Origin of the sequence: Streptomyces sp. NBC_01450, assembly GCF_036227505.1 — a bacterium.
Lineage (GTDB): Bacteria > Actinomycetota > Actinomycetes > Streptomycetales > Streptomycetaceae > Streptomyces.
Window position 1 is genome coordinate 1,151,412 of record NZ_CP109480.1, and the last position, 21,184, is coordinate 1,172,595.

General features: G+C 71.9%; 11 protein-coding genes and 1 pseudogene. 4 read left to right on the forward strand and 8 right to left on the reverse strand.

The window, feature by feature from the left end; translation table 11 throughout:
* Positions 1–153: 153 nt before the first annotated feature.
* Positions 154–2,943, forward strand: a complete 2,790-nt coding sequence (locus OG568_RS05165; RefSeq protein ID WP_329530498.1) for a helix-turn-helix transcriptional regulator — start codon at positions 154–156, stop codon at positions 2,941–2,943.
* Positions 2,944–3,039: 96 nt separating this feature from the next.
* Here the strand turns inward: OG568_RS05165 and OG568_RS05170 are convergent, their stop codons facing one another.
* Complete coding sequence (locus tag OG568_RS05170) at positions 3,040–6,024, reverse strand: LuxR family transcriptional regulator (RefSeq protein WP_329530499.1); 2,985 nt, start codon at positions 6,022–6,024, stop codon at positions 3,040–3,042.
* 29 nt (positions 6,025–6,053) lie between these two features.
* Between OG568_RS05170 and OG568_RS05175 the strand changes: the two genes are divergently transcribed.
* Complete coding sequence (locus OG568_RS05175) at positions 6,054–8,366, forward strand: ATP-binding protein (protein WP_329530500.1); 2,313 nt, start codon at positions 6,054–6,056, stop codon at positions 8,364–8,366.
* Positions 8,367–8,442: 76 nt separating this feature from the next.
* The gene (locus tag OG568_RS05180; RefSeq protein ID WP_329530501.1) at positions 8,443–10,011 is read left to right on the forward strand and encodes a helix-turn-helix transcriptional regulator; all 1,569 of its coding nucleotides are present in this window, start codon (positions 8,443–8,445) and stop codon (positions 10,009–10,011) included.
* Here OG568_RS05180 and OG568_RS05185 read toward each other — a convergent pair.
* The gene (locus OG568_RS05185) at positions 10,002–12,812 is read right to left on the reverse strand and encodes a LuxR family transcriptional regulator (protein ID WP_329530502.1); all 2,811 of its coding nucleotides are present in this window, start codon (positions 12,810–12,812) and stop codon (positions 10,002–10,004) included. The genes OG568_RS05180 and OG568_RS05185 overlap by 10 nt on opposite strands.
* A gap of 220 nt (positions 12,813–13,032) precedes the next feature.
* Between OG568_RS05185 and OG568_RS05190 the strand changes: the two genes are divergently transcribed.
* The gene (locus OG568_RS05190) at positions 13,033–13,314 is read left to right on the forward strand and encodes a nuclear transport factor 2 family protein (protein WP_329536258.1); all 282 of its coding nucleotides are present in this window, start codon (positions 13,033–13,035) and stop codon (positions 13,312–13,314) included.
* 169 nt (positions 13,315–13,483) lie between these two features.
* Here OG568_RS05190 and OG568_RS05195 read toward each other — a convergent pair whose 3' ends face one another.
* The 6 genes and pseudogenes from OG568_RS05195 to OG568_RS05220 form a co-directional block, all read right to left on the reverse strand.
* Positions 13,484–14,791, reverse strand: coding sequence for an aldehyde dehydrogenase family protein (locus OG568_RS05195; protein ID WP_329530503.1), 1,308 nt, complete (start codon positions 14,789–14,791; stop codon positions 13,484–13,486).
* A gap of 179 nt (positions 14,792–14,970) precedes the next feature.
* The gene (locus tag OG568_RS05200) at positions 14,971–16,335 is read right to left on the reverse strand and encodes an NAD(P)/FAD-dependent oxidoreductase (protein ID WP_329530504.1); all 1,365 of its coding nucleotides are present in this window, start codon (positions 16,333–16,335) and stop codon (positions 14,971–14,973) included.
* A gap of 107 nt (positions 16,336–16,442) precedes the next feature.
* A complete protein-coding gene (locus OG568_RS05205; RefSeq protein ID WP_329530505.1) occupies positions 16,443–17,312 on the reverse strand; it encodes an alpha/beta fold hydrolase in 870 nt (289 codons plus the stop codon).
* A complete protein-coding gene (locus tag OG568_RS05210) occupies positions 17,309–18,397 on the reverse strand; it encodes an MBL fold metallo-hydrolase (protein ID WP_329536259.1) in 1,089 nt (362 codons plus the stop codon). Before OG568_RS05210 ends, OG568_RS05205 begins: the two co-directional genes overlap by 4 nt.
* A complete protein-coding gene (locus OG568_RS05215; RefSeq protein ID WP_329536260.1) occupies positions 18,394–19,254 on the reverse strand; it encodes a YoaK family protein in 861 nt (286 codons plus the stop codon). Before OG568_RS05215 ends, OG568_RS05210 begins: the two co-directional genes overlap by 4 nt.
* A gap of 646 nt (positions 19,255–19,900) precedes the next feature.
* Positions 19,901–20,923 (reverse strand): annotated as a pseudogene (locus OG568_RS05220) (amidohydrolase family protein); the annotation flags it as partial.
* Positions 20,924–21,184: the final 261 nt, after the last annotated feature.

The window sequence follows — 21,184 nt, forward strand, 5'->3', positions numbered from 1 at the left end:
CTGGCTCGCCGACACCTTCGCGTTCGTTCCCGTCGAGGCGGAGGGGCGATCCATCGACGGGGACAGCTTCTTCGGACGCGTCCTGGCACAGTGGTACCGCTGACACAAAGCAGCACCAGATGTGCGGTATTCCGGACACGTACGATCCTGGGCATGGCTGGTTCTGAATGTGTCCGGACGGGTGTCCCCGCTCCCCTCGACCCAGAGGTGCTGGTGGGCAGGCGCGCGGAACTGCGGGTCATCGACCGTCTCCTGACGGCCGAGGGCGGCGGAGCTCTGGTTCTCGCGGGGGAGCCGGGGATCGGCAAGACGAGCCTGCTCGCCGCCGCGCGGCGGCGAGCCGAGCAGGCGGGCTTCACGGTGCTGACGGTGGCCGGCTCCGAGGCGGCCGTCCAGGTGCCATTCCAGGGCCTGCACCAACTGCTCGCGGGATCGCTCGACCGGGCTGCCGACCTGCCCGCCGCGCAACGCGGAGCCCTGCTGACCGCGCTCGGTCTGCGCCAGGGGCCCGCGCCGCAGCCCTTCCTGGTCGCTCTGGCCGCGCTGGACCTGCTGGTCGAGGCCGCCGCCCAGGCGCCGGTGCTGGTGTGCGTGGACGACCTACAGTGGGTGGACCAGCCCAGCGCCGACGCGCTGGCCTTCGTCGCACGGCGCCTGGGATACGACCCGGTGGTGCTGCTGGCCACGTCGCGTACGGACGCCGGGGAGCGGCCGGCCCCGGCCGATCTGCGCCGCGTCGACGTGGGCCGACTCACGGAGACGGACGCGACCGTGCTGCTCCAGCGGGTCCGCGCCGACCTTGATCCGGCCGTCCGGGATCGTATCCACGCCAGTGCCGAGGGCAATCCGCTCGCCCTTGTGGAGCTGTCGACGAACTGGTCGGCCGTCAGCTTCGCGGCCTCCGCCCAGAATTCGGGCGGACACGGAGACGGGCTGACGCTCACCGGACGGCTGGAGCGTGCCTTCGTCGGTCGGCTGCGCGACCTGCCGAAGGCCACCCGCGACACGGTGCTGGTGGCCGCGGTCGACTCCGGCGACGAACTCGTCGAGATACTCGGTGCCGCCTCCCTGCTGAACGGCCGTCAGCTGACCATGGACGAGCTGGAACCGGCGGCCGGGGCCGGGCTCATACGTCTCGACGGTCTGCGAGTCCGCTTCCGCCATCCGCTGGTGCGCTCCGGCGTCCTGCAGGCGGCCACGCCGCAGCGGCTCCGGGCCGCCCACGAGGCGCTGGCCCGGCTCCTCGCCGACAACCCCTACCGCGGGCCTTGGCACCACGCTCTCGCGCTCGACACCGCCGACGAGGAGGTTGCCGCCCGGCTGGAGGCCAACCATCTGCTCGCCCTCCAGCGCGGCTCGGCCCTGACGGCCATCGAGATGCTCGCGCGCGCCGCCGAGCTGTCTCCCGACTCGGCCGACGCGGGACGGCGGCTACTGCTCGCGGCGGAGCACGGTTTCGGGCTCGGCCGGGCCGACCTGGTGCGCCGCCTGCTGGACGCCGCGGCGCGAGAGGACCTGCTGGAGCTGGAGCGGGCACGGATGACCTGGATGGAGGAGATCTTCGAGGACGGCGTACCCGGCGATCCCGCCCCGGTGCTCGCCCTGTGCGCCGTGGCGGAGCGCTCCGCCACGGCCGGCGACGTCTCCCTGGCGCTCAACCTGCTGCTGGGCGCGGCACTGCGATGCTGGTGGGCCGAGCCCGGGCAGGAGGCCCGGTCCCGGGTGGTGGCGGTGACGCGAGGGCTGACCGGTGCCGAACGTCACCCGCACTATGTTGCGGCCCTCGGGGTCGCCGATCCGATCCGGGAGGCGGGCGAGGTCCGCAGACTACTGGTGCGGGCCGGGCAGGACGTCGAACTGACCACCGAGGCGGACAACCTGAGGCTGCTGGGGATGGCCGCGCACGCGGTGGGCGAGACCGCGCTCGCGGCCGACTTCCTCGACCGGGCAGAGGCCCGGCTGCGTGACCAGGGACGGCTCGGACTGCTTCCACACGTCCTCGGCATGCAGATCCAGACCCGGCTCGACCTCGGCTACTGGCGCCTGGCCGCACAGGCGGCAGAGGAAGGACACCGGCTGGCCGTCGACACCGGGCAGCCCATCTGGTCCGCCGGGACCCTCGTCGGCGACGCCAAGGTGGCCGCCCTGAACGGGGACACCAGCACGGCGCTGCGTCTTGCCGCCGAGGTGGAGGAGCAACTGCTGTCCAAGGGCATCGACGACCTGCTCACCTGCGCCCAGCTCGTGCGCGGCATCGCGCTGCTGGTGGAGGGCCGAGCCCAGGAGTCATACGCGGCCCTGGTGGCCCTGTTCGACACCACAGGCCCGTACGGGAACCAGCGCGAGAGCTTCGGCGGCGTCGGATTCCTGGCCGACGCGGCCGCCCGGGCCGGGTTGCGGGCACAGGCGCGGGAGGTCCTCGCCGAGGCGCGGCGCGGCTGGGGCGAGTGTCCGGCTGCCCTGCTTCAGGTCAACCTCCGCTACGCCGACGCCGTTCTGGCGGAAGAGAGCGAGGCCGAGGAAGCCTTCCAACGCGCGCTCGCGGCGGATCTGGTGCGCTGGCCTTGGCCTCGGGCACGGCTGGATCTCGCGTACGGCACCTGGCTGCGGCGCAGACGGCGCAGCGCGGAGGCGCGCAGTCCGCTGCGAGCGGCCCTGGCTGCCTTCGAGGGCATCGGCGCCGGACCCTGGGTCGAGCTGGCCCGTGCGGAACTACGTGCCGCGGGACAGCCCGCGCCGGCCTGGCCGGCGCGCCGCGCCGCGGAACTGACCCCGCCGGAAATGCAGATCGCCCGACTGGCCGCCGAGGGACTGTCCAACCGTCAGATCGGGGAACAGCTCTACCTCTCCCCGCGCACGGTCGGTTCGCACCTGTACCGCATCTTCCCCAAGCTCGGCATCACGACCCGGGCCCAGCTCGCCCAGGCTCTCAAGACGCTGTAGGGCCGGTCCTCAAGCGGGATCCGGCGAGTCGGCGAAGAGTCCGGCCGGTGGTGCGGCGCCGGGTACGTCAAGCGGTCCCCGGCACCGTCGGCCGGCTCAGTCGTGGAGGAGTTCCTCCGACTCCGCCAGCGCGGCGGCCAGCTGGCCACGGTTCTGCACACCGAGCTTCGGGAACAGGCGGTACAGGTGGGAGCCGACGGTGCGGTGCGAGAGATAGAGGCGCTCGCCGATCTCCCGGTTGGACAGGCCCTGTCCGGCGAGGCGGGCGATTTCCAATTCCTGGGGGGACAGGACCGCCCAGCGCCCGGGCCGCCGCCGGTCCGTGGCTCGTCCGGAGGCGGCCAGTTCGCGTGCGGCGCGCGCGGCCCAGGCCGGTGCGTCGAGCAGGTCGAAAGCCAGCTGTGCCGCACGCAGCAGTTCGCGTCCGCCGGTGATGCGATGGTGCCGGCGTAGCCAGGCGCCTTCCGCCAGATCGAGCCGCGCCCGGTACCAGGGGGAACCGCTCGCGCAGCGCAGCCGGGCCTCGGCGAAGAGCGCCGGTGCCTCGTCCTCCTCGGCGAGCAGGGCGCGGGCGAGCGCGAGAGCACGCCGCACCCCGCCCGCGGGGGTGCTCTGGGCCAGTTTCTCCACCTGCCGGACCACCGCCCGGGCCTCCGCCTGGCGGCCCGCGCCGTGGGCGGCCTCGGCGAAATAGTCCAGGGCCCAGGCACACTGCGGCGACTGGTAGGCCGGGTCGGCCGGATCGAGCATCCGGCCCAGTTCCTCGTACGCCAGCCCTTGGTCCTCCTGCCCGAGCGCGGCCAGGCCCCGGGTGAGCTGCATGCCGTTGGCCACGGACACGTTGCCGCTGATCACCACCGCCTCCTGCACCTCGCCCAGCAGGCGCATGGCCAGGTGGTGCCGGCCGCGGATCGCCGCCAGGTTGGCCAAAGCCAGCTGCGCGCAGGCCGCCCAGGTGGTCTGCCCGGTCTCCTCGGCGAAGCGCACGGCCTCGTCCGCGGCGGTGGCCGTCAGTTCCCAATGGCCCAGATAGAGGGCGGCGAAGGCGCGCAGCACCAGGACCTGGGTGAGCGCGGCGAGTCGTCCCTGCTGTCGCAGCCCAGCCTCGGCGGCCTGGGTCAGCGGCACGACGTGCTCGAAGGAACCGCTCACGAATCCGGCCATGGCGAGCAGACCGGTCAGTGCCGGGTCCGTGTCGGTCGCGGCCGTCCACCGGTCGAGTCGGTCCACGATCGTCGCACCGCGGGCGAAGGGGGTGAGGAACGCGTCCACCAGTACGGGCCTCGCGTCCCCGGCGCTCAGTTGCACCTCGTCCGCCACGGAACGGAGTCGGCCGAGCAGGACCGCGTCGCGGGTAGCTCCCCAGTAGCAGGCTCGGGCGGCGCGGATGAGCAGGCTGACGGCGAGGCCGTCATCCCCGGTGCGCACGGCCTCGGCAGCGGCCTGCTCCAGTTGGCGGACGATGCGCTCGCCGCCCGGGACGCCGTCGTCGAAGGCCGTCTCCAGGGCGACCAGCCGGCCCGTGTCCTCCGGGGGCAGGGGCCGCGCGCGCACCTGCTCGATCCGTGCCCGGACGGTGTCGGGGCGGCCCAGTTCGAAGGCCACTTCCGCCGCGCGCAGCAGGCGGTGGCCGCTTGCGGCCTCCTGCGGGGTGAGCTGTGCCGCGCGCTCCAGAAAGGTCTGGGCAAGGGCGGGTGCTCCGCGGGACAGGGCCCGGTCGGCGGAGGTCTCCAGCGCGTCGGCGGCGGCCGCGTCCGGCCGGTCAAGGGCCGCGGCCCGGTGCCAGGTGGCCCGGTCGATGTCCCTGGCGAGGACGTCGGCCAGGGCGCGGTGCGCGGCCGCCACCGCTTCGGTGCCGGAGCTGTGGACGACGGCCGAGCGCATCAGCGGATGACGGAACCGCAGTGTGTCGGCGATGATCTCCACCAACCCGGAACGGGCGGCGTCGGTCCGGTCCGTCGGCCTCGGAGGTCTGCCCAGGAGCCTCTCCACGGCCCGTTCCGTCTCGTCGAGGCGGTCGCTGTCCTGGATCGCGGCCACCAGGAGGATCGCCCTGGCCGTGGGCGCGCAGTCCTCCAGCCGGTCGGCGAAGGTGTGCCGGAGGTGGTCCGTCAGCGGCAGCGCGCCCGGACCGGGGAGCGTGGAGCGGGCCGAGGCAGGCAGTTCCACGAGCGCCAGCGGATTGCCCTGGGCCAGGTGGAGTACCCGCCTGCGCTCGTCGGCGGCCAGTGTGGGCGCGTGCCGAGCGAGCAGTTCCCCGGCGTCCGCCGCGTCGAGTGGCGCCAGCGCCAGGTGCACCCGGCCGGGCTCGTCGTCCCGGGAGGCGCTCCGCGCCGGAGCCTCGCGGGTGGCGACCATCAGAACGGCGGACTCCACGGCCAGACGCCGGGAGATGAAGTCGATGGCCTCCCGGCTAGGCGGGTCCGCCCACTGCAGATCGTCGACGACGGCGAGTACCGGCCGCCGGGAGGCGCTCTCGGAGAGCAGTTCCAGGGCGGCGAGGCCGATGCGGGCGGGTTCTGCGGGCTGCGCTGGTTCGGCCATGCCGAACGCTCCGAGCAGGGCGCCACGCTGGGCAGCCGACAGATGCTCGGCGGCCGGCAGCAGCGGACGCAGTAGCTGATGCAGGGTGGCGAAGGGCAGGGCCTGCTCCGCGCGGCTGCCCACGGCCCACACCATGCGCAGTCCGCGTTCCGGAGCCTCTTCGGCGCAGACACGTAGCAACGCCGTCTTGCCGATCCCAGGGGGCCCGCTCAAGTGCACGAAGGATCCCCTTTCCGGCAGCGTGTCCCAGACGCGCCGGACGCGCGAGAGATCCCGGTCGCGCCCCAGGAAGTGGGTGGGAGTGTCAGCGGCGTGCACTGTTGCGATGCCCCTTTCCGCAGCGATTCGGCCAGCATACGTAGCCGTACGTCGCGGAGTGTGCGAAGGCGTCGGGGTCCCGTTCCAGGGGACGTACAGGCCGAGTCCAGGTGGGGAGTGGGTGGTTGAGGCCCTCGACCGGGCCTGTCCGTCGGCTCCGCCTGAGTCGGTTGACTCAAGCTCTCGCGCAGTCCGCGTCCTAGCGTCGGGCGCGTCCACTGCACTGCCGCCCTGCCCATGGAGTACGGATGACCTCGGTAAATCTCTACGGACGGGACGATGAAGTGCGGTTGCTGGCCCGCACGTTGGCGGATGACGGACCTCCCGGGCAGGTCCTCGCCCTCCGGGGCGAGCCGGGCATAGGGAAGACGGCGCTGCTCTCCGTGGCGGACGGCCTCGCCCGGGCCTGCGGTGCGCTGGTACTGCGCACGAGTGGCGTGGAGGTCGCCGCCCAACCGCCGTTCACCTGTCTGCAGGAGCTGCTACGGCCGCTCCTCCAGGAGCTCTCGGGGCTTGCTCCGCCAGACAGGACAGCGCTGCTGTCCGCGTTCGATCTGGCGCGTTCCTCGCCCGAGCAGGCGGCGATCCACCGCGGTGTCGCCGGGTTGTTGAGCCGGGCGAGCAAACGGAGCCGGGTGGTGCTTCTGGTGGACGACGCCCAATGGTTGGACGTACAGACGCTGGAGGCCACGGCCTTCATCGCCGAGCGGGCGCGGGAACTTCCGGTGGATCTGGTGTGCGCCATACGCGTCGGGCATCCGCGCCCGCTTGAGCAGGGCCGCTGGCCGGAGATCACGGTCGGGCGGCTGTCGGCGCCCAGCGCGGAAGAGCTCCTGCGGCACCATGCGCCCGCTCTCTCCTCGGCGCGGCGTCGCACTCTGCTCCGTGAGGCAGCCGGACACCCGCTGGTCCTACTGGAACTCTCCTCCCGTGAAGCAATGCCCGCGGATCGGGGACAGCGCTCGCCCGAAGCCAGGCTGGAGCGGATGTTCGGCCTTCAGGCGGCCGGCCTGCCCAGGCCCGTGCGAGACACCCTGCTGGTCGCGGCAGTCGACGATTCCGGTGAACTGAAGGAGATCCTGGACGCCGCGGCGCGGCTGACCGGCTGTGACGTCGACGATGCGGTGCTGACGCGAGGCGTGCAGGAACGGCTGCTGCACATCGTGGGCGACACGGTCAAGTTCAGCCATCCGCTGGTCCGTTCCGGCCTCCTCCAAGGCGAGTCGCCGACGCGACGGATGTGGGCGCGGCGAGCCCTCGTGGACGTCGTGACGGATCCCTACCGGCATGCCTGGCACCGCGAACAGACCGGGAACGGTCCCGACGACGAGGCGGCCGATCTCCTGGAGAGGGTGACTGGTGACCTGCTGGCCCGGGGTGCGGTGTCGTCGGCCATCGCTGTGCTGCGGCGGGCCGCGGAGCTGACCACGCGCGGCACCCGGCGCGGAAGTCGCCTGCTGCGGGCCGCCGAGCTGGCCGGTCGGCTCGGGCGGGTGGATGTGGTCGACCTGCTGATCACCACCGCACTGCGTCAGGAGTTGACCCGGTTGGACCGGGCGAAGGCGCAGTGGCTGCTGGAGACGCTCAGCGATGGTGCGCCCGCGGACCCCGCACGGGTGTGGGAACTGTGCGAAGTGGCCTCCGACGCCGCAGGGGACGGCGACGAGAACCTTGCCCTGGACCTCCTGCTCAGTGCCGCAGTTCGCTGCTGGTGGGCCGAGTCCGGCCCGCTGACGCGCGCCGCGGTGGTGGAGACCGCCGAGTTGATGGGTGAGGCGTGTCCCCCCATACGGGACAACGCTCGCTGGCTGGCCGTCCTCGGCGTGGCCGAGCCGGTCGCTCGCGGTCGGAGTGTCTGCGCCGCGCTGGATGCGCTGCGCCCCGCGGAGCTGGCGGATCCGCACGCCCTCGGGCTGCTGGGGATGGCCGCCCACGCCGTCGGCCATGACGTCCGGGCTGCGGAGGTGCTCGACCGGGCCGAGCAGTTGTTACGGGCTCAGGGCCGGGTCGGCCCGCTGGCCCAGGTGCTCGCCACGCAGGTGATCGTCCGTACCGAACTGGGGCATCTGGACACGGCGGAGGCCGCCGCGGAGGAGGCCGAAGGGCTGGCACGAGACAGCGGCCGACCGGTCCCGACCGAGGCCACCCTCTATCAGGCCCGGCTCAAGGCTCTGCGCGGTGAGACCGAACTGGCCCTCCGGAAGGTGTCCGCGGCCGAGCCGTCGGCTCGGACCAACCAGCTGAACAGTGTCCTGGCCTGCGTGCAGCGTGTGAAGGCCGAAGCCGCCTTCGTCCAGGGCCGGCACGAAGAGGCCTACCGCATCTGCCGGTCCTTGCTGGACCCGCAGGACCCCAGCTATCACCGGAGGTTGTGTTTCGACGTCCTCAGCCTGTTCGCCGAGAGCGCGGTCCACAGCGGCAACGCGGCCGAGGCGCGGTTGAGGCTGCGTCATGCGGAACATCTGTCCCTCATCACCCCGGCACCGCTGCTTCATGGGCATCTCGCCCGCGCCCGCGCCGTCCTCTCCGTCGACTTTGGGAAATCGCAGTCAAACGACTGAAGTAACGGATCATGCTACTTCGCCACGCTGGGTCCCGTGGGTTGAGAACCGAAGTGGGATCAGAGGTGAGCACGACGTGAGCATTACCGAGTTCGGGCGGGCACTGCGGGGTCTGCGGCTGGGCCGGGCCATGACGATGGAGCAACTGGCCGAGGCGTCCGGGGTGAGTGTGCGCGGAATCAGCGACATGGAACTCGGCAACACCCGCCGCCCGCGCCAAGGCACCATCGCCGCGCTTGCCCAGGCGCTGCGCCTGGATGACGCCGAGCGGGCCGAGTTGCTGGCCGCCACGACCGCGGAACTGTGGTTCGAGCGAGCCGCCCGTCTGTCGACGGACAACCGCGTCCGCGCCGAGCGGCTCCTCACGACCGGCGAACTCGCCTACGAGCTCGACCGCTACAGGGAGGTTCAGCGGTGCATCGGCGAACTGATCACCTTCCCGCTCGAGGCCCAGGAGCGGCTGCGCCTACTGTGGCTGCAGTCTGCGTTCGATGACGGAGACCCCGGAGAGGTGGACGGCATTCAGCATCTCGTCGATGCGGCCCGCCGCGTCCATGCCGACGGAGCGACTGATCTGGCGGCCATGATGATCATGAGTGCGGCGCGCCGATCCTTTTTCCGCCCCGGCTCCATGGACCTGGCCCTCGAGGTGCTCTCCGCCGCTGAGGGACTCGGTCTGGACGCGATGGATCCGCGCCTTGTCAACGTCCAGGCGCTGACTGCGACGTTCTCCCTGTCCCCCTCTCTGCTTCAGGCCCTGAGACGATGGGCGAAGGAGGAGGTCGGCGAGCCCGACCTGGCCTCGCTGCTCGCCTTCTCCGCCTTCGTCCTTGCCGACTTCGAGCTTGCGGAGTCGTTCTGCGCGCAGGCCGCCGTAGGCCATCGGCAGCAGGGAAAGCGCACGGTCCTGGCGCAGGTGCTCAACCTGCGGGCATGGGCGGCCCTCTACCAGGGGCGGTGGGACGCGGCGGATCTCGCGGCGGCGGAGTCCTATGAACTGGCCGTCGACACCCAGCAGCCGGGGTGGACCAGGTGGGTACGGCTGTGCCAGGTGATACTGGCCGCGCTGCGCGGGGCGGTCGGCCGCGCCGACCAACTGCTCGTCGAGGTCGAGGACGCGGGCATGTCCTCGAGGAACGGTTCCCTGCGCAACGGGACCCTCATGGCAAGAAGCCTGACCGAACTGGCCCGCGGGCGGGCGGACGCGGCATTCGACTGTTTCCGCCGGCTGATGGACGACAGCCCGGACGGACACGGGGTGCAGCGCTGCTGGCAGGTGGACCTCTTCGCCGATGTCGCCGTGGCAGCGGGCCGGGTGGAGGAGGCGCGAGCGGTGCTCGCCGGCCTGGAGGCGACCGATGGGTTCTTCCCGTCTCCTGGAGTGGATCGCTCCCGTGCCTACGCGCGTGCCGTGCTCGCCGAGGACGCGGCGGTGGAACAGGCGGTCTTCGAGGCTCGCCAGTACGCGGGTACGTCCGTGTGGTATTCGGCCCGGCTGGATCTGGCACTCGGGGTCTGGCTGCGGCGCCGGCGGCGGACGCCGGAAGCAGACGCCCTGCTGCGGGACGCCGCTGTGCGGCTCCGGTCGCTGGGTGCTGCGCCGTGGGCGGAGCGCGCGACACGGGAACTGGGAGATCACTGGTGATCCATCTCCAGGCGGTCGCGTAGCTGGAACCGCGATGTGACGTCGAGCTTGGGGAAGATCCGGTACAGATGCGAGCCGATCGTGCGCGGTGAGAGGCGCAGCTTCTCGCCGATCTCGCGGTTGGTCAGCCCCTCGGCTGCCAGTTCGGCGATGCGTGTCTCCTGCGGGCTCAGCAGACCCGAGCCGGTCGTCCGCTCCGGTCGGCCACGCCCCGGGGCGAAGGGAAGACGGTCGCCCGTGGCCCGTAGTTCGGCGGTGACCTGCCGGACGCGGGTCACGGCTCCCATGGCGGTGAACGCGGCCTTTGCCCGGCGCAGCGGATCACGGGATTCGGCGGCGCGGCGGCGGCGGCGCAGCCAGGTTCCGTAGGCGAGCTGGGTCATGGCGCGGACGAGCGGATACCGGGTTACGTTCCCGTTCAGCGCTGCTTGAAAGAGGTCGTCGGCGTGGTCGTCGGGCGCCAGCACGGCTCGTGCGTAGGCGAGTTGGTGGTGCAGGACGGGGGCCGGAGTGAGCTCGGCGGACTGTTCCCACGTTGCCAGGAGGCGGCGCGACTCATCGTGGAAACCGGTGTGTGCCGCGGCTTCCGCGAGATGCATGACGACCGTGAAACTCTCGCGCTGGTGGTACAGCTGGGCATCGTCGTCGAACAACGGGCGCAGATACGCATACGCGTCGGCGTACGAGCCGGCGATGGCGCAGGCGACCCCGCGAGCGATGTCGGTGCAGGTGGACACGTGGTTCAACCGTAGGTCGCCGCGGCAGAGCGTGGCCTGCTCTGCCAGGACGAAGGCCTCTTCGACCTCCCCCCGCAGGGCGGCCAGGAGGGCCTGCTTCGCACGGGAGGCCGCAGCCCAGGCGGGCTGGTGGGTGTTCAGCGCGACTTCATGGGCTTCGGCGAGGAACGCGGTGGCGCGGTGCCAGTCGCCGAGCCAGATGGCTCCGTTGGCCTCCATGGTCAGCACCCGGGGCAGCAGCACCAGGCGCTGCTGACGGCGCAGCAGGTCGATGGCGGGGACCAGCAGATCGGTGGCACGCTCGAAGTCGCCGATGGCGTGTGCCGCCTGACCGAGCAGCCGCAGGTTGTCGGCATGGCCGGCCAGGCCGGAACGCGGGCGGCCGAGGCGTTTGGCCACCTCGTCGGCCAGCAGCACGGGTTCGGCGGTGGCCAGGGTCGCGATGTGCCGGGGATCGTACCGGGTGTCGGACAGTGTGGTGAGCGCGGTGACGACCCGCGTTCTGTCCTCCTGCCCGGTGTTCTCGCGCCAGCAGCGCTGGGCCGCATCGAAGAGCAGGGAGAGCGAGGTGTCCGGGTCCCCCGGGTCGATGGTGTCGCACAGTTCGGTGCTGTCGCCGGGGAGGCCGTGGGTGGATGCCTCCTGCAGCAGTCGGGCGCGCAGGCGCAGTACGGGCGTCAGGGGGGCCGCGGAGGCGGCGGCGAGGAGCTGTTCCACCATGCCGGGGCGTCCCAGTTCGGAGGCGAGCCCCGAAGCCTTGATCAGGATTCGTCCTTGGTCCTGGGGACTTGCAGCGAGTTCGGCGGCGCGCTGCAGCATGCGCACGGCCTGGAGAGGGTCCCCGCGGTCCACGGCCTGACGGTGGCTTGCCTCGAGTTGCGCGGCGGCGCAGGCGTGCTGTGTGACGGTCAGGGCCTGGGCCCGGTGCCAAGCGTGGTGGTCGCTGTGGCGGGGCAGCACCTCGGCCAGTGCGGCGTGTGCGCGACGGCGCCGTTGAGCGCTTTCCCGTTGGACGGCGGCGATTGCGGCGACGGCATGGGAGAACATCACGGCCGGGCCGGCTGCGATCAGTACCCCGGCCCGTTCCGCGGGTTCGAGGACGTCCTGTCGGACGGTCGGGTCCGATCTCAGGACCTGGGTCGCCGCCACGACCAGGGCGGTCTCCTGGCCGCGGTGGAGTGCCGCGACGAGCACGGCGTCCCTGGACGCGTCCGGCAGGCAGTGGGCTGCCTCCGCGAAGGCGTCCCACAGCCGCGACGACCTGGGCAGCAGCTCCACCTGCAGTCCGGTTCCCGGAGTGCGAAGGCCCTTGCGGGTGAGTTCGGTGAATCCGCTCGCCAGTTCAATGGCGGCGAGCGGGTTGCCGTCGGCCGCCGAAGCGATGTCGGGGTGGTCCTGGGCGGGCAGCTCCGGGAACCGATCGGTCAGCAGCTGCCGCACACTGCCGTCCGTCAGCGGCCCCAGTCGTCTGGCGGGCAGCCCGGAGGCGATCAGCTCGGCGCTGCCGGACGGACGGCAGGCACCGACGACGCCCACCCGCCTGTCCTCGGCGCCGAGCTCCCAGGGGCCCGCGACGCGACGGGCGACGAAAGCCAGGACGTTCCCGCTCTGACGGTCCAGGGCGTCCCAGTCGTCCACCACCAGGAGCAGGCCGCGGTCGCGACCCGCCGCCGTGAACAGTTCCAGGGCCGCTGTCGAGACGGCGAGCATGTCCCGTTCCTTGGGCACGTCGCCGGCCAGCACCCGCTCCACCACGGCGCGTCCTTCGGTCGGCAACTGCGGTATGTGGTCCGCCAGTGGCCAGAGCAGACGCTGCAGGCCTGAGAGCGCCCAGTTCCTCTCGCCGGCCCCCGGCCCGGTGGCCACCAGGCGGAGTCCGCCACTGCGAGCCCTGCGTGCCGCCTCCTGCAGGAGAGACGTCTTGCCGGTCCCCGGTTCTCCGACGATCAACAGCACCGCACCGCCTGCGGGGATGTCGGCGCACAGCCTGTCCAGCGTGTGCAGCACCTCATCGCGCCCCCGTAGGAGCGGCGAGGACGAAACGCGATACGCCGCGTCGGGCATGTGGACGTCCTTTCCGCCGGATTCGTCGGACGAAGGGCCTGCGCGGGGCCGCCCGACGTGCGCGCAGCACGACCGGGCTTGGCTCAGCGGATGCCGTGCACCTGACCATCACACCCGGCCCGATGTGCGGACTCCATGAAGTTCCCATGCAGTTTGCCGCGGCGGCGACGGGCCGTGTCCGGTCGGCGGATGGCGATCGAGGCGCACCCAGTCCGAGAGACTGCCCTGGGGCGGCACCTATCGTGGGCTGTCCGGATTCGGAGAGTTCTTCACCGCCGTCAGCACGCACATCAGCAGTAAAGTCAAGCCCGAGGTCATCTACCAGGCGGGCGATCGAGTGGTCCAGGTGGGACGCACCCGCGGCACCGTCCGTGCCAACGGCCGTCCTTTCGACTCTTGCGAGGTCCACATCTGGCGGATCAGCGACAGCCTGATCAGCGCTCTCGAGATCTATGTCGAGGACGAGGTGTTCCTCGCGGCGCTCGATGCGGACTCCGCCTGAGATCCGGGCACCGGGCCTCGGAGGGCTGCCTGCCGCAAGGGGGCGCCGCACCACCGGACATGCTCCGGCGCGGCAGCGTCCTCCTTTGCGTCCCACCGCCTTGGACAGGCCCAGGGCCTCACACATGTACCGGATCCTTCCCGAGCGGGGACTTCGCCGAGGCCTGCCGTCAGGGCTGGGCCACCACCGAGCGGGTGTGGCTGAAGGTAATGACGGTGTGGCGGCCGTGGTAGCTGCCCATGCCGCTTTCTCCGATGCCCCCGAAGGGCAGCTCGGGGACGAGGAACTGGGCCATGGGCAGGCCGAAGGTGATGCCACCGGAGGTGGTCTCGTCGAGCAGGCGCTCCCGGGTGCCGGCGTTGTCGCTGAAGGCGTACAGGCCGAGCGGAGCAGGCCGGGAATTGATGAAGGAGATCGCCTCGTCGAGGTCCTCCACGGCCAGCACGGGCAGGATGGGCCCGAATATCTCCTCCTGCATGACGGGTGCGTCCGGTGCCACGTCGGCCAGCACGGTCGGGGCGATGAAGCGGGTCTGCGGATCGTGGTCGCCGCCGGCGACGATGCGGCCCGACGCGAGCAGGCGGACCAGTCGCCGGTAGTGCCGTTCGTTCACGATCCTCGCGTACTCCGGGACGCGCGCGGCTTCAGAGCCGTACGCCGCGTCGACTGCTTTGGCGAGGGCGTCCTCCAGTTCCGGGGCGGTCTTCCAGTCGGTCAGCACGTAGTCCGGCGCCACGCAGGTCTGCCCGGCGTTGATGAACTTGACCGCCACCAGCCGCAGGGCGGCCTGCCGCAGATCGGTGCCGCGGTCCACGAAGGCCGATGACTTGCCGCCGAGTTCCAGGGTGACGGGGGTGAGGTGGCGGGCTGCGGCGGCCATGACGATGCGGCCGACGGCGCCGTTGCCGGTGTAGAGGATGTGGTCGAAGCGCTGTTCCAGCAGGGCCGTGGTCCGGGCGGGGCCGCCCTCCACGACGGCGACCGCGTCCGATGGCAGGTAGGAGGACAGCAGCCGCGCGAGCGCGGCGGACGTGGCGGGGGCGAACTCACTGGGTTTGACCACCGTGGTGTTACCGGCCGCGAGCGCCCCGACCAGCGGGACGACTACGAGGTGCAGGGGGTAGTTCCACGGCGCGACGACCAGCGCCACGCCCAGTGGACTCAGCTGTGTCCAGGCTTCGGCCGTGCCCAACTGCGGTGGAGTGGGGACGGGTTGGGGCTGCAGCCAGTCGTCGAGGTGAGCCAGGATGTAGTCGATCTCGCGCACGGCGTAGTCGATCTCGGTGCGGTGTGCCTCGACCGGGCCCTTGCCGAGGTCGGCGTGGAGCGCCTCGGTGAACTGCGGCCCGCAGTCCACGAGCATGGCGCGCAGGCGGCGCAGAAGCTCCTTGCGACGGGCTACCGGTCGGTTGAGCCCGCTGCGGTGGGCGGCGCGCAGCCGGGCCATGGTCTGCGCCGGCTCGGGAACGAGGGGCATGACGGTTCCTTCGGACGGTCGGTGGTGCCGGGGCTGGAAGGTGGCGAGTAGCGGGGGTGTACCGACATGAACCTCAAGTGCGGAGACCTGGCCGTCGGCGGCGGTTTCGGCCCGGCCCCACGAGGGAAACCGGTACGGCCCGCGCGTCGGTGTCTGCGGGTCACGCTTCGGACGAAGCGTCAGGCGGCCCCATCAGGTGCGGTGGTGTCCTCCGCCGGTCGCAGCGCGCCCGGGGCCAGGTAGCCGGTCACCGGCTCCAGCGCACGCATGGTGGTCGGCCGACCGGCCAGGAAACCGGTGCGGACGAAGTCGTCCCCGGCCAGGGCGTGCAGGGCCCAGTTGGTCGCGACGCGGGTCTTGGCGACTGCGGTGCGCAGCGCGAGCAGGTGGTAGCCGCGCGCGACCACCTGGGCGGGCAGTCCGCTGAGCGGCACGCCCAGCGGCCGGGAGACCGCCTGCGGCCCGCCCAGGTCCACCACCAGGCCCAGGTCATGGTGCCGATAGGGGCGCAGCGGCTGCCCCCGCAGCCGTGCGGCCAGATTCGTGCCGGCGACCCGGCCTTGACGCAGGGCGTGCTGCGCGGTGGGCGGACAGACAGCGTCGCCGCCGGTGACCAGGTCGGGTACGGCGGCCGCGTCGCCGACCGCGAAGACGCCGTCCAGGCCGGAAACCGTCAGGTCGGGGTTGACGGTCAGCCGACCGCGGGTGGTGGCGGCGTCCAGGGTGGCGACCAGAGGGCTGGGGGCGACGCCCGCGGTCCAGATCAGGGTGCGGGTGGGCAGCCTGCGCCCGTCGGTGAGGGTGACCGCCCCGGGCTCCGCGCGCGCCACGCTCGTGCCCAGCGAGATGTCCACGCCCCGGCGGCGGAGCAGTTGCTGCGCCTTTCGGCCGAGGTGGTCTCCGAGTTCGGGCATCAGCCGGGGCGAGAGATCAACCAGATGCCAGCGGATCATCTCCGGGCTCAGGCCGGGGTAGCCGCGCGCCGCCGAGGCGGTCAGACGTTGCAGGTACGCGGCGGTCTCGGTGCCCGCGTAGCCGCCGCCGACCACGACGAAGCGCAGCCGGGCGTCCCGCTCCTCCGGGTCGCGGGTGGCAGCGGCCAGGTCCAGTTGGGCGATGACGTGGTCCCGCAGGGCGACGGCCTCGGCGAGCGTCTTCATGCCGTGGGCCTCGGCGGGCACCCCGGGGATGTCGAAGCCGCGGGTGACGCTGCCGGCGGCGAGCACCACGTGGTCGTAACGCTCTTCGGTGACCTCATCGGTGATCAGTCGGATCGCGCACACCTTTGCCCCCGGGTCCACGCCGATGGCGGTACCCGGCACGATCCGGGTACGGCGGAGCGACCGCCGCAGTGAGACGGCGACCGACTGAGGCGTGAGGACCCCGGCCGCGACCTGGGGCAGCAGCGGCAGGTACAGCTCATAGCTGAGGGGAGTGACCAGCGCGAGTTCGACCTCATCGGGTGCCAGCAGTCTTTCCAGGCGGCGGGCGCAGGCGATCCCCGCGAAGCCGCCGCCTACGACGAGAATCCGGGCTGGGGTCATGGTGATTCCCTTTCTGGGACGGTGCGGGCACGAAGCCCGATGTCTGTGCATCCGGAACGCGGTGTCCCCCGTGGGGAGGACTCGCCCGGGCCACCTTCGTCGTCGTGTCAGGTGAGGAACTTCAGAAGCAGTCGGGTGGTCTCCTCGGGCTGCTCCTCGTAGAGCCAGTGGCCGCAGTCGTCGACGACGACGCCCTCGACATGCCGTGCGTACTGCCGCACCTGGTCCGCGATGCGCGTGCCGTGGCTCGCCGCCGCGCCGACGGCCAGGACGGGCATTTCGAGGGGCGTCCGGCCGAACTCCGCGTTGTCGGCGACGTCTTGGCCGAACGCCCGGAACCAGGCGAAGCTCGCCCGCAGGTGCGCGGGATCGCTCAGCCGCAGGGCGTACTCGTCCAGGGCGGCCGGATCGGCCGCCCGGTGTTTCTGGACGGCCTTGGCGGCGATGAACCGTTCGATCCACGTCCGCTCCCGCCCGGTGACGACGCTCTCCGGCAGGCCTTCGGCCAGGTTGAAGAACCCCCAGTGCCAGGCCCCCGGTCCGGCGGGGGTGAGCGCGGGTGCGCGGTAGATGCTCTGGTCGGGGATGGGCGCCTCGCTGAACACCAGCCGACGCACATCGTCGGGGAACTGTGCGGCGTAGGCGTACGCGACCATGCTGCCGATGTCGTGGCCGACCAGCCGCACGGCTCTGTCCAGGCCGAGGTGCAGCAGCAGCGCGTGCACATCCGCGGCCATGGTCTTCTTGTCGTAGCCGCCGGCGGGCGCGGTGGACCGGCCGGCGCCGCGCAGACTGGGCGCGATGACGGTGTAGTGCTCGGCGAGGGCGAGCAGGACACCCCGCCATCCGTACCAGGTCTGCGGGTAGCCGTGCAGCAGCACCAGGGTGGGTCCCTCGCCACCGCGCGCGTACTCGATGTCGATCCCCCCGACCTGGACGACGTGGGTGAGGAAGCCGATCGGCGCCCTGGCTCTCATGCGTGGATCCCGAAGGGACCGAGGACGTCGGAGTCGATGCGGAGCGATTCGAGCAGCGCGGCGGCGTTGTCCACGGTGAAGACGTCGGCCGCGGCCAGCACCCCCAGGTACTTGCTGGTCACCGGGGCGGCGGCCTGCTCGGCGACGGCCGCCAGGTAGGTCTTGAAGATGGCCCAGGCGTTGCCGGACGGCCCGTACTTGGCGAAGTACGGGGTCGGGTCGAGGCCGGTGAGGGCGGCCCGGGTGCTGGCCGTCAGGTCGGCCATGTACTGCTTCTGTGTCTCCGCGTCCGCCCGCCGGCCCAGGCGCCCCAGGTGACCGCCGACCAGCGTCCGCCAGGGGTAGCTCAACGCCGTGTCATGGGCCTTGATCCAGCCGGGGATGTCCTGCGAGACCGCGAGTTCCTTGAAGGGCACCCAGCCCGGATAGACGACGTCGACCAGCATCAGGGTGCGATACTTGGGCGCGTACACGTAGATGTTGTCCGGCGAGTGGTTGGGGCCGTGGTAGGCCAGTTCCAGGCGCTCGCCGCCGACCTCGACGGTGAGGCGGTCCTCGAAGACGGTGGTGGGCGCAGGCCGCTCGGGGTCCGCGTCGCGCCGCAGCAGGCGGCGGTTCTCGATGTGTCCGATGCGCTCGACGTCCTTGCCCCACAGCCCGGCCGCGCCGATGTGGTCGGCGTGGGAGTGGGAGTGGACGAGGTGCGTGACCCGGTTCGGCAGGCCGAGCGGTCCGGTGACGTCCTGGATGGCGCGCTGCAGGTTGTGACCCAGGGTGGGCGGCGCGTCGACCAGTACCACGCCCTCCCGGGTGGCCAGGAACATCGCCTGGTAGCTGCCGTCGGTGACCCAGTGGAGGGCGCCGCCGATCCGGCCCACGTAGTAGCCCTGGGCGTTCAGCGCCGGGCCGAACGCCTGGCTGGGCACGGGGGCGAAGTCGGGCAGGCCGGCAGGGTAGGCCGCGTGGGCGGTGCCGGGCAGGGCGCCGCCGAGCACGGTGGCGGCGGCAGGCAGGGACGCGGCCAGCATGGCCCGCTTGAGAAGCACGCGGCGGGCGGTCCAATCGGAGGTGTCGGTCGTCGTCATGGACGGTCCCTTTCGGTGGGGGCGCTCGCCGCCGCGGCGACGGCGAGCAGCAGGAGCAGGGCGAGCAGGAGGGCCCAGGCGATCCCGGCGCGCAGGGTGAGCGCGGATCCGCACAGGGCGCCGCAGAGCATCGCGGTGATGGAGGTGAGGCGGCGTATCGTGGGCCGTCCCGGGCGGTCGGAGGCCAGCCCGGTGACGGTCAGGGTGAGCACGGTGGTGGTGAGGTCGGGGACGGCCAGTCTGCGGACGGCCGCGTTCTGCAGGCCCATCCCGCAACCGAGCAGGATGACCAATTCCGCGACCGCTCCCGTCGAGCGGTGCCCCAGCGTGGTCGACGCCAACGCGGCGCCCGCTACCAACAGCGCCTGGACGCCGGCGATGGCCCGAAAGTGCCGCACGGTGTCGGCGGGAGTGTCCGCGAGGCGGCCCTCCCCCCACGCGCCCGCCATGAACGCGGCGATGGCCAGCGCGGAGGCCCACACGGAGAGGTTCTTGGCCCCCGTCAGGGAGAACGCGAAGAAGATCACGTTGCCCGTCATGTTGGCCACGAAGACATGGCCCAGGCCGAGGTAGCTGACGGCGTCCACCACGCCGGTCACGAAGGTGAGCACGACCAGCAGCGTCGGCAGCGGCCCATAGGCCGGGTCGCTGTCCGGCAGCAGTCGGTCGGTGACGCGGAGCAGAGCGGCCTTCATCAGCGTCTCCTCGGCGGCAGGGGTGAGCTGCGCCCATACAGGGCGAGTGGGCGGTCCCGCGGCCACTCCGACCGCGGCGGCGGCCGCGGCCACCCAGCCGGGCCGGGGCAGCCCGTAGACACCGTCGAGCGAGCAGCGTCCGGGCCCTGTGCATGCGAGCACAGCCGCGACCGCCACAAGGAAGCCGAGGTACTCGAAGCCGTCGCGCGGGGGCCCAGGGCCCGTTCGCCCACTTCACGGTGACGGCTACGGTCATCACGCCCTTGGCGGTGGCGAATGCCGACGGGGTGAGCGCGCCGGCGAGGAAGACCACTCTGGTGAGTTGACCGCCGTCCTCGACCAGGACGGTGAGCGCCCCGCCGAGGAAGCCGTCCCTGCGGAACGCGGCGGTGCCGCCCGCCTGCCCGTGCCCGCCGCGCCGGAAGCTCACTCTCCGCGGTCTGTGCACGGCCATCAGCAGCCTGGTGGCGAGCCGGAGGATGAGCGGACCCACGTTCGTCTGACGCTCCCTCAGCCGAAAAAGGGGCGTCGAGGACGGCGGCATTGGCGGCAAGTCCGCGCTCGACGCGTCAGCGGCGGTAGCGGGCGGATTCGGCGGCGACCTGGCCCACCCACTCGGCCTGCCGCACCCCTCATCACCCTCTGAGAGGTGCGGCAGCGGGGCGGCCTGGTAGGCGCCGAACTGGGCGATCGGGCTCCACTCGGGCACCGTGGCCGGCGCGGCGAGGCCTTCGAACTCACCCGTCGCGTAGACAATCCGGCCGCCCGCCACCCTGAACAGCGCCTCGATGGTGGGGATCTCGTCTTCCGGGACGGCGAAGTCGTCGTCACTCAGTACCATGAGGTCGGCGTAATGGCCGGGCCGCAGCAGGTCCTTCGCATCCTGTTTCCCGGTGAGTGCCGCTCCGGCCGAGGTGCACATCGCCAGGGCCGTCTCCCGGCGGTCCAGGCTCTGGGTCGAGATGGTCTCCGCGTGGTCGAAGAACCGGCGGTTGCCGCCGGGGAAGAGACTCTTGGCGGCGAGTTTCTCGAAGTCGGCGGCGGCCCAGGTGAGGTTCTCTCCCGCGCCGTCGAAGCGTAGCCAGGCGTCGCCGTCCTCGGGGCGGACCATACCGATCCAGCGGCACAGGTCCTCCACCTCGCCACCGCCGGTCTGGGGGAAGAGATGGTGGGTGATGCCTACCGTCGGCTCACCCGCCGCGTGCAGGCGGGTCACGGCGGCACAGCCGCCGGGCAGGGCCGGGGTCCCCCTGGATGTCCTGGCCGCCTTGAGCGCGGCACGGTTGAGGATCGCCGCCTGGTACAGGTGCGTGACGATCACCGGCGTGTCGGGAGCGACCTCGTTCGACTCGGCCCGGGTGGGCATCCGGTGCTCGGCGAACGACTCCACACTCCACCCGGCCGCCACCCGTACCCATTGGACGGTGTGGCGCAGCCCACCGCACACCACGTGGTCGGGCGGGTCGTACAGCCCCGACACCACTCTGCGACCCATGGCATCCACGACCATGGTGTCCGTCCCGATGAGTCCCGCGATGTCGGCGTCGCCGCCGACGGTCTCGATGACGCCCGCGGTGGCCGCCGGCGCGGTGGCGCGTGATAGCTGGGCATCGCCGGTGAAGATCTTCGCGTTCCGTACGACGACGTCGGCAGGCCGGGAGGGCAATCCGGCGACGATTCCCGCGAAGGGCATGCATGTCATCTCTGGCTCCGCTCCTGCCTCGTGTGCCGCGGCCTGGGCCACCACGCTAAGTACGGAGCACATGCGCCGACTTGAGTCATATGACTGCACCCCGGGCGCCGCGCGTGGCGTCGGCGCTGAGCCCGACATGCCTGTGGCGCAGCACGTTCGGCCAGGCGGTGCGAGAAGTTCGGCGGATCGCCACCGTAAGCAGCCCTACGACGGATCCGGTGAGCTGCCGTTGCCGGATCCACCGTTCCCGTCCCGTCGAGCGCGCCCTCGCGAAAGTGCCACGAATCCGCTCGGCTGGAGATCGGCCACCGCTGCCACCGCTTACCGCAGGCCCCGCTGGATCGCGGTCTCGCTCCGGACACCGCGCTGCCCGATACGATCAGCGACGCCCCCGTGGGA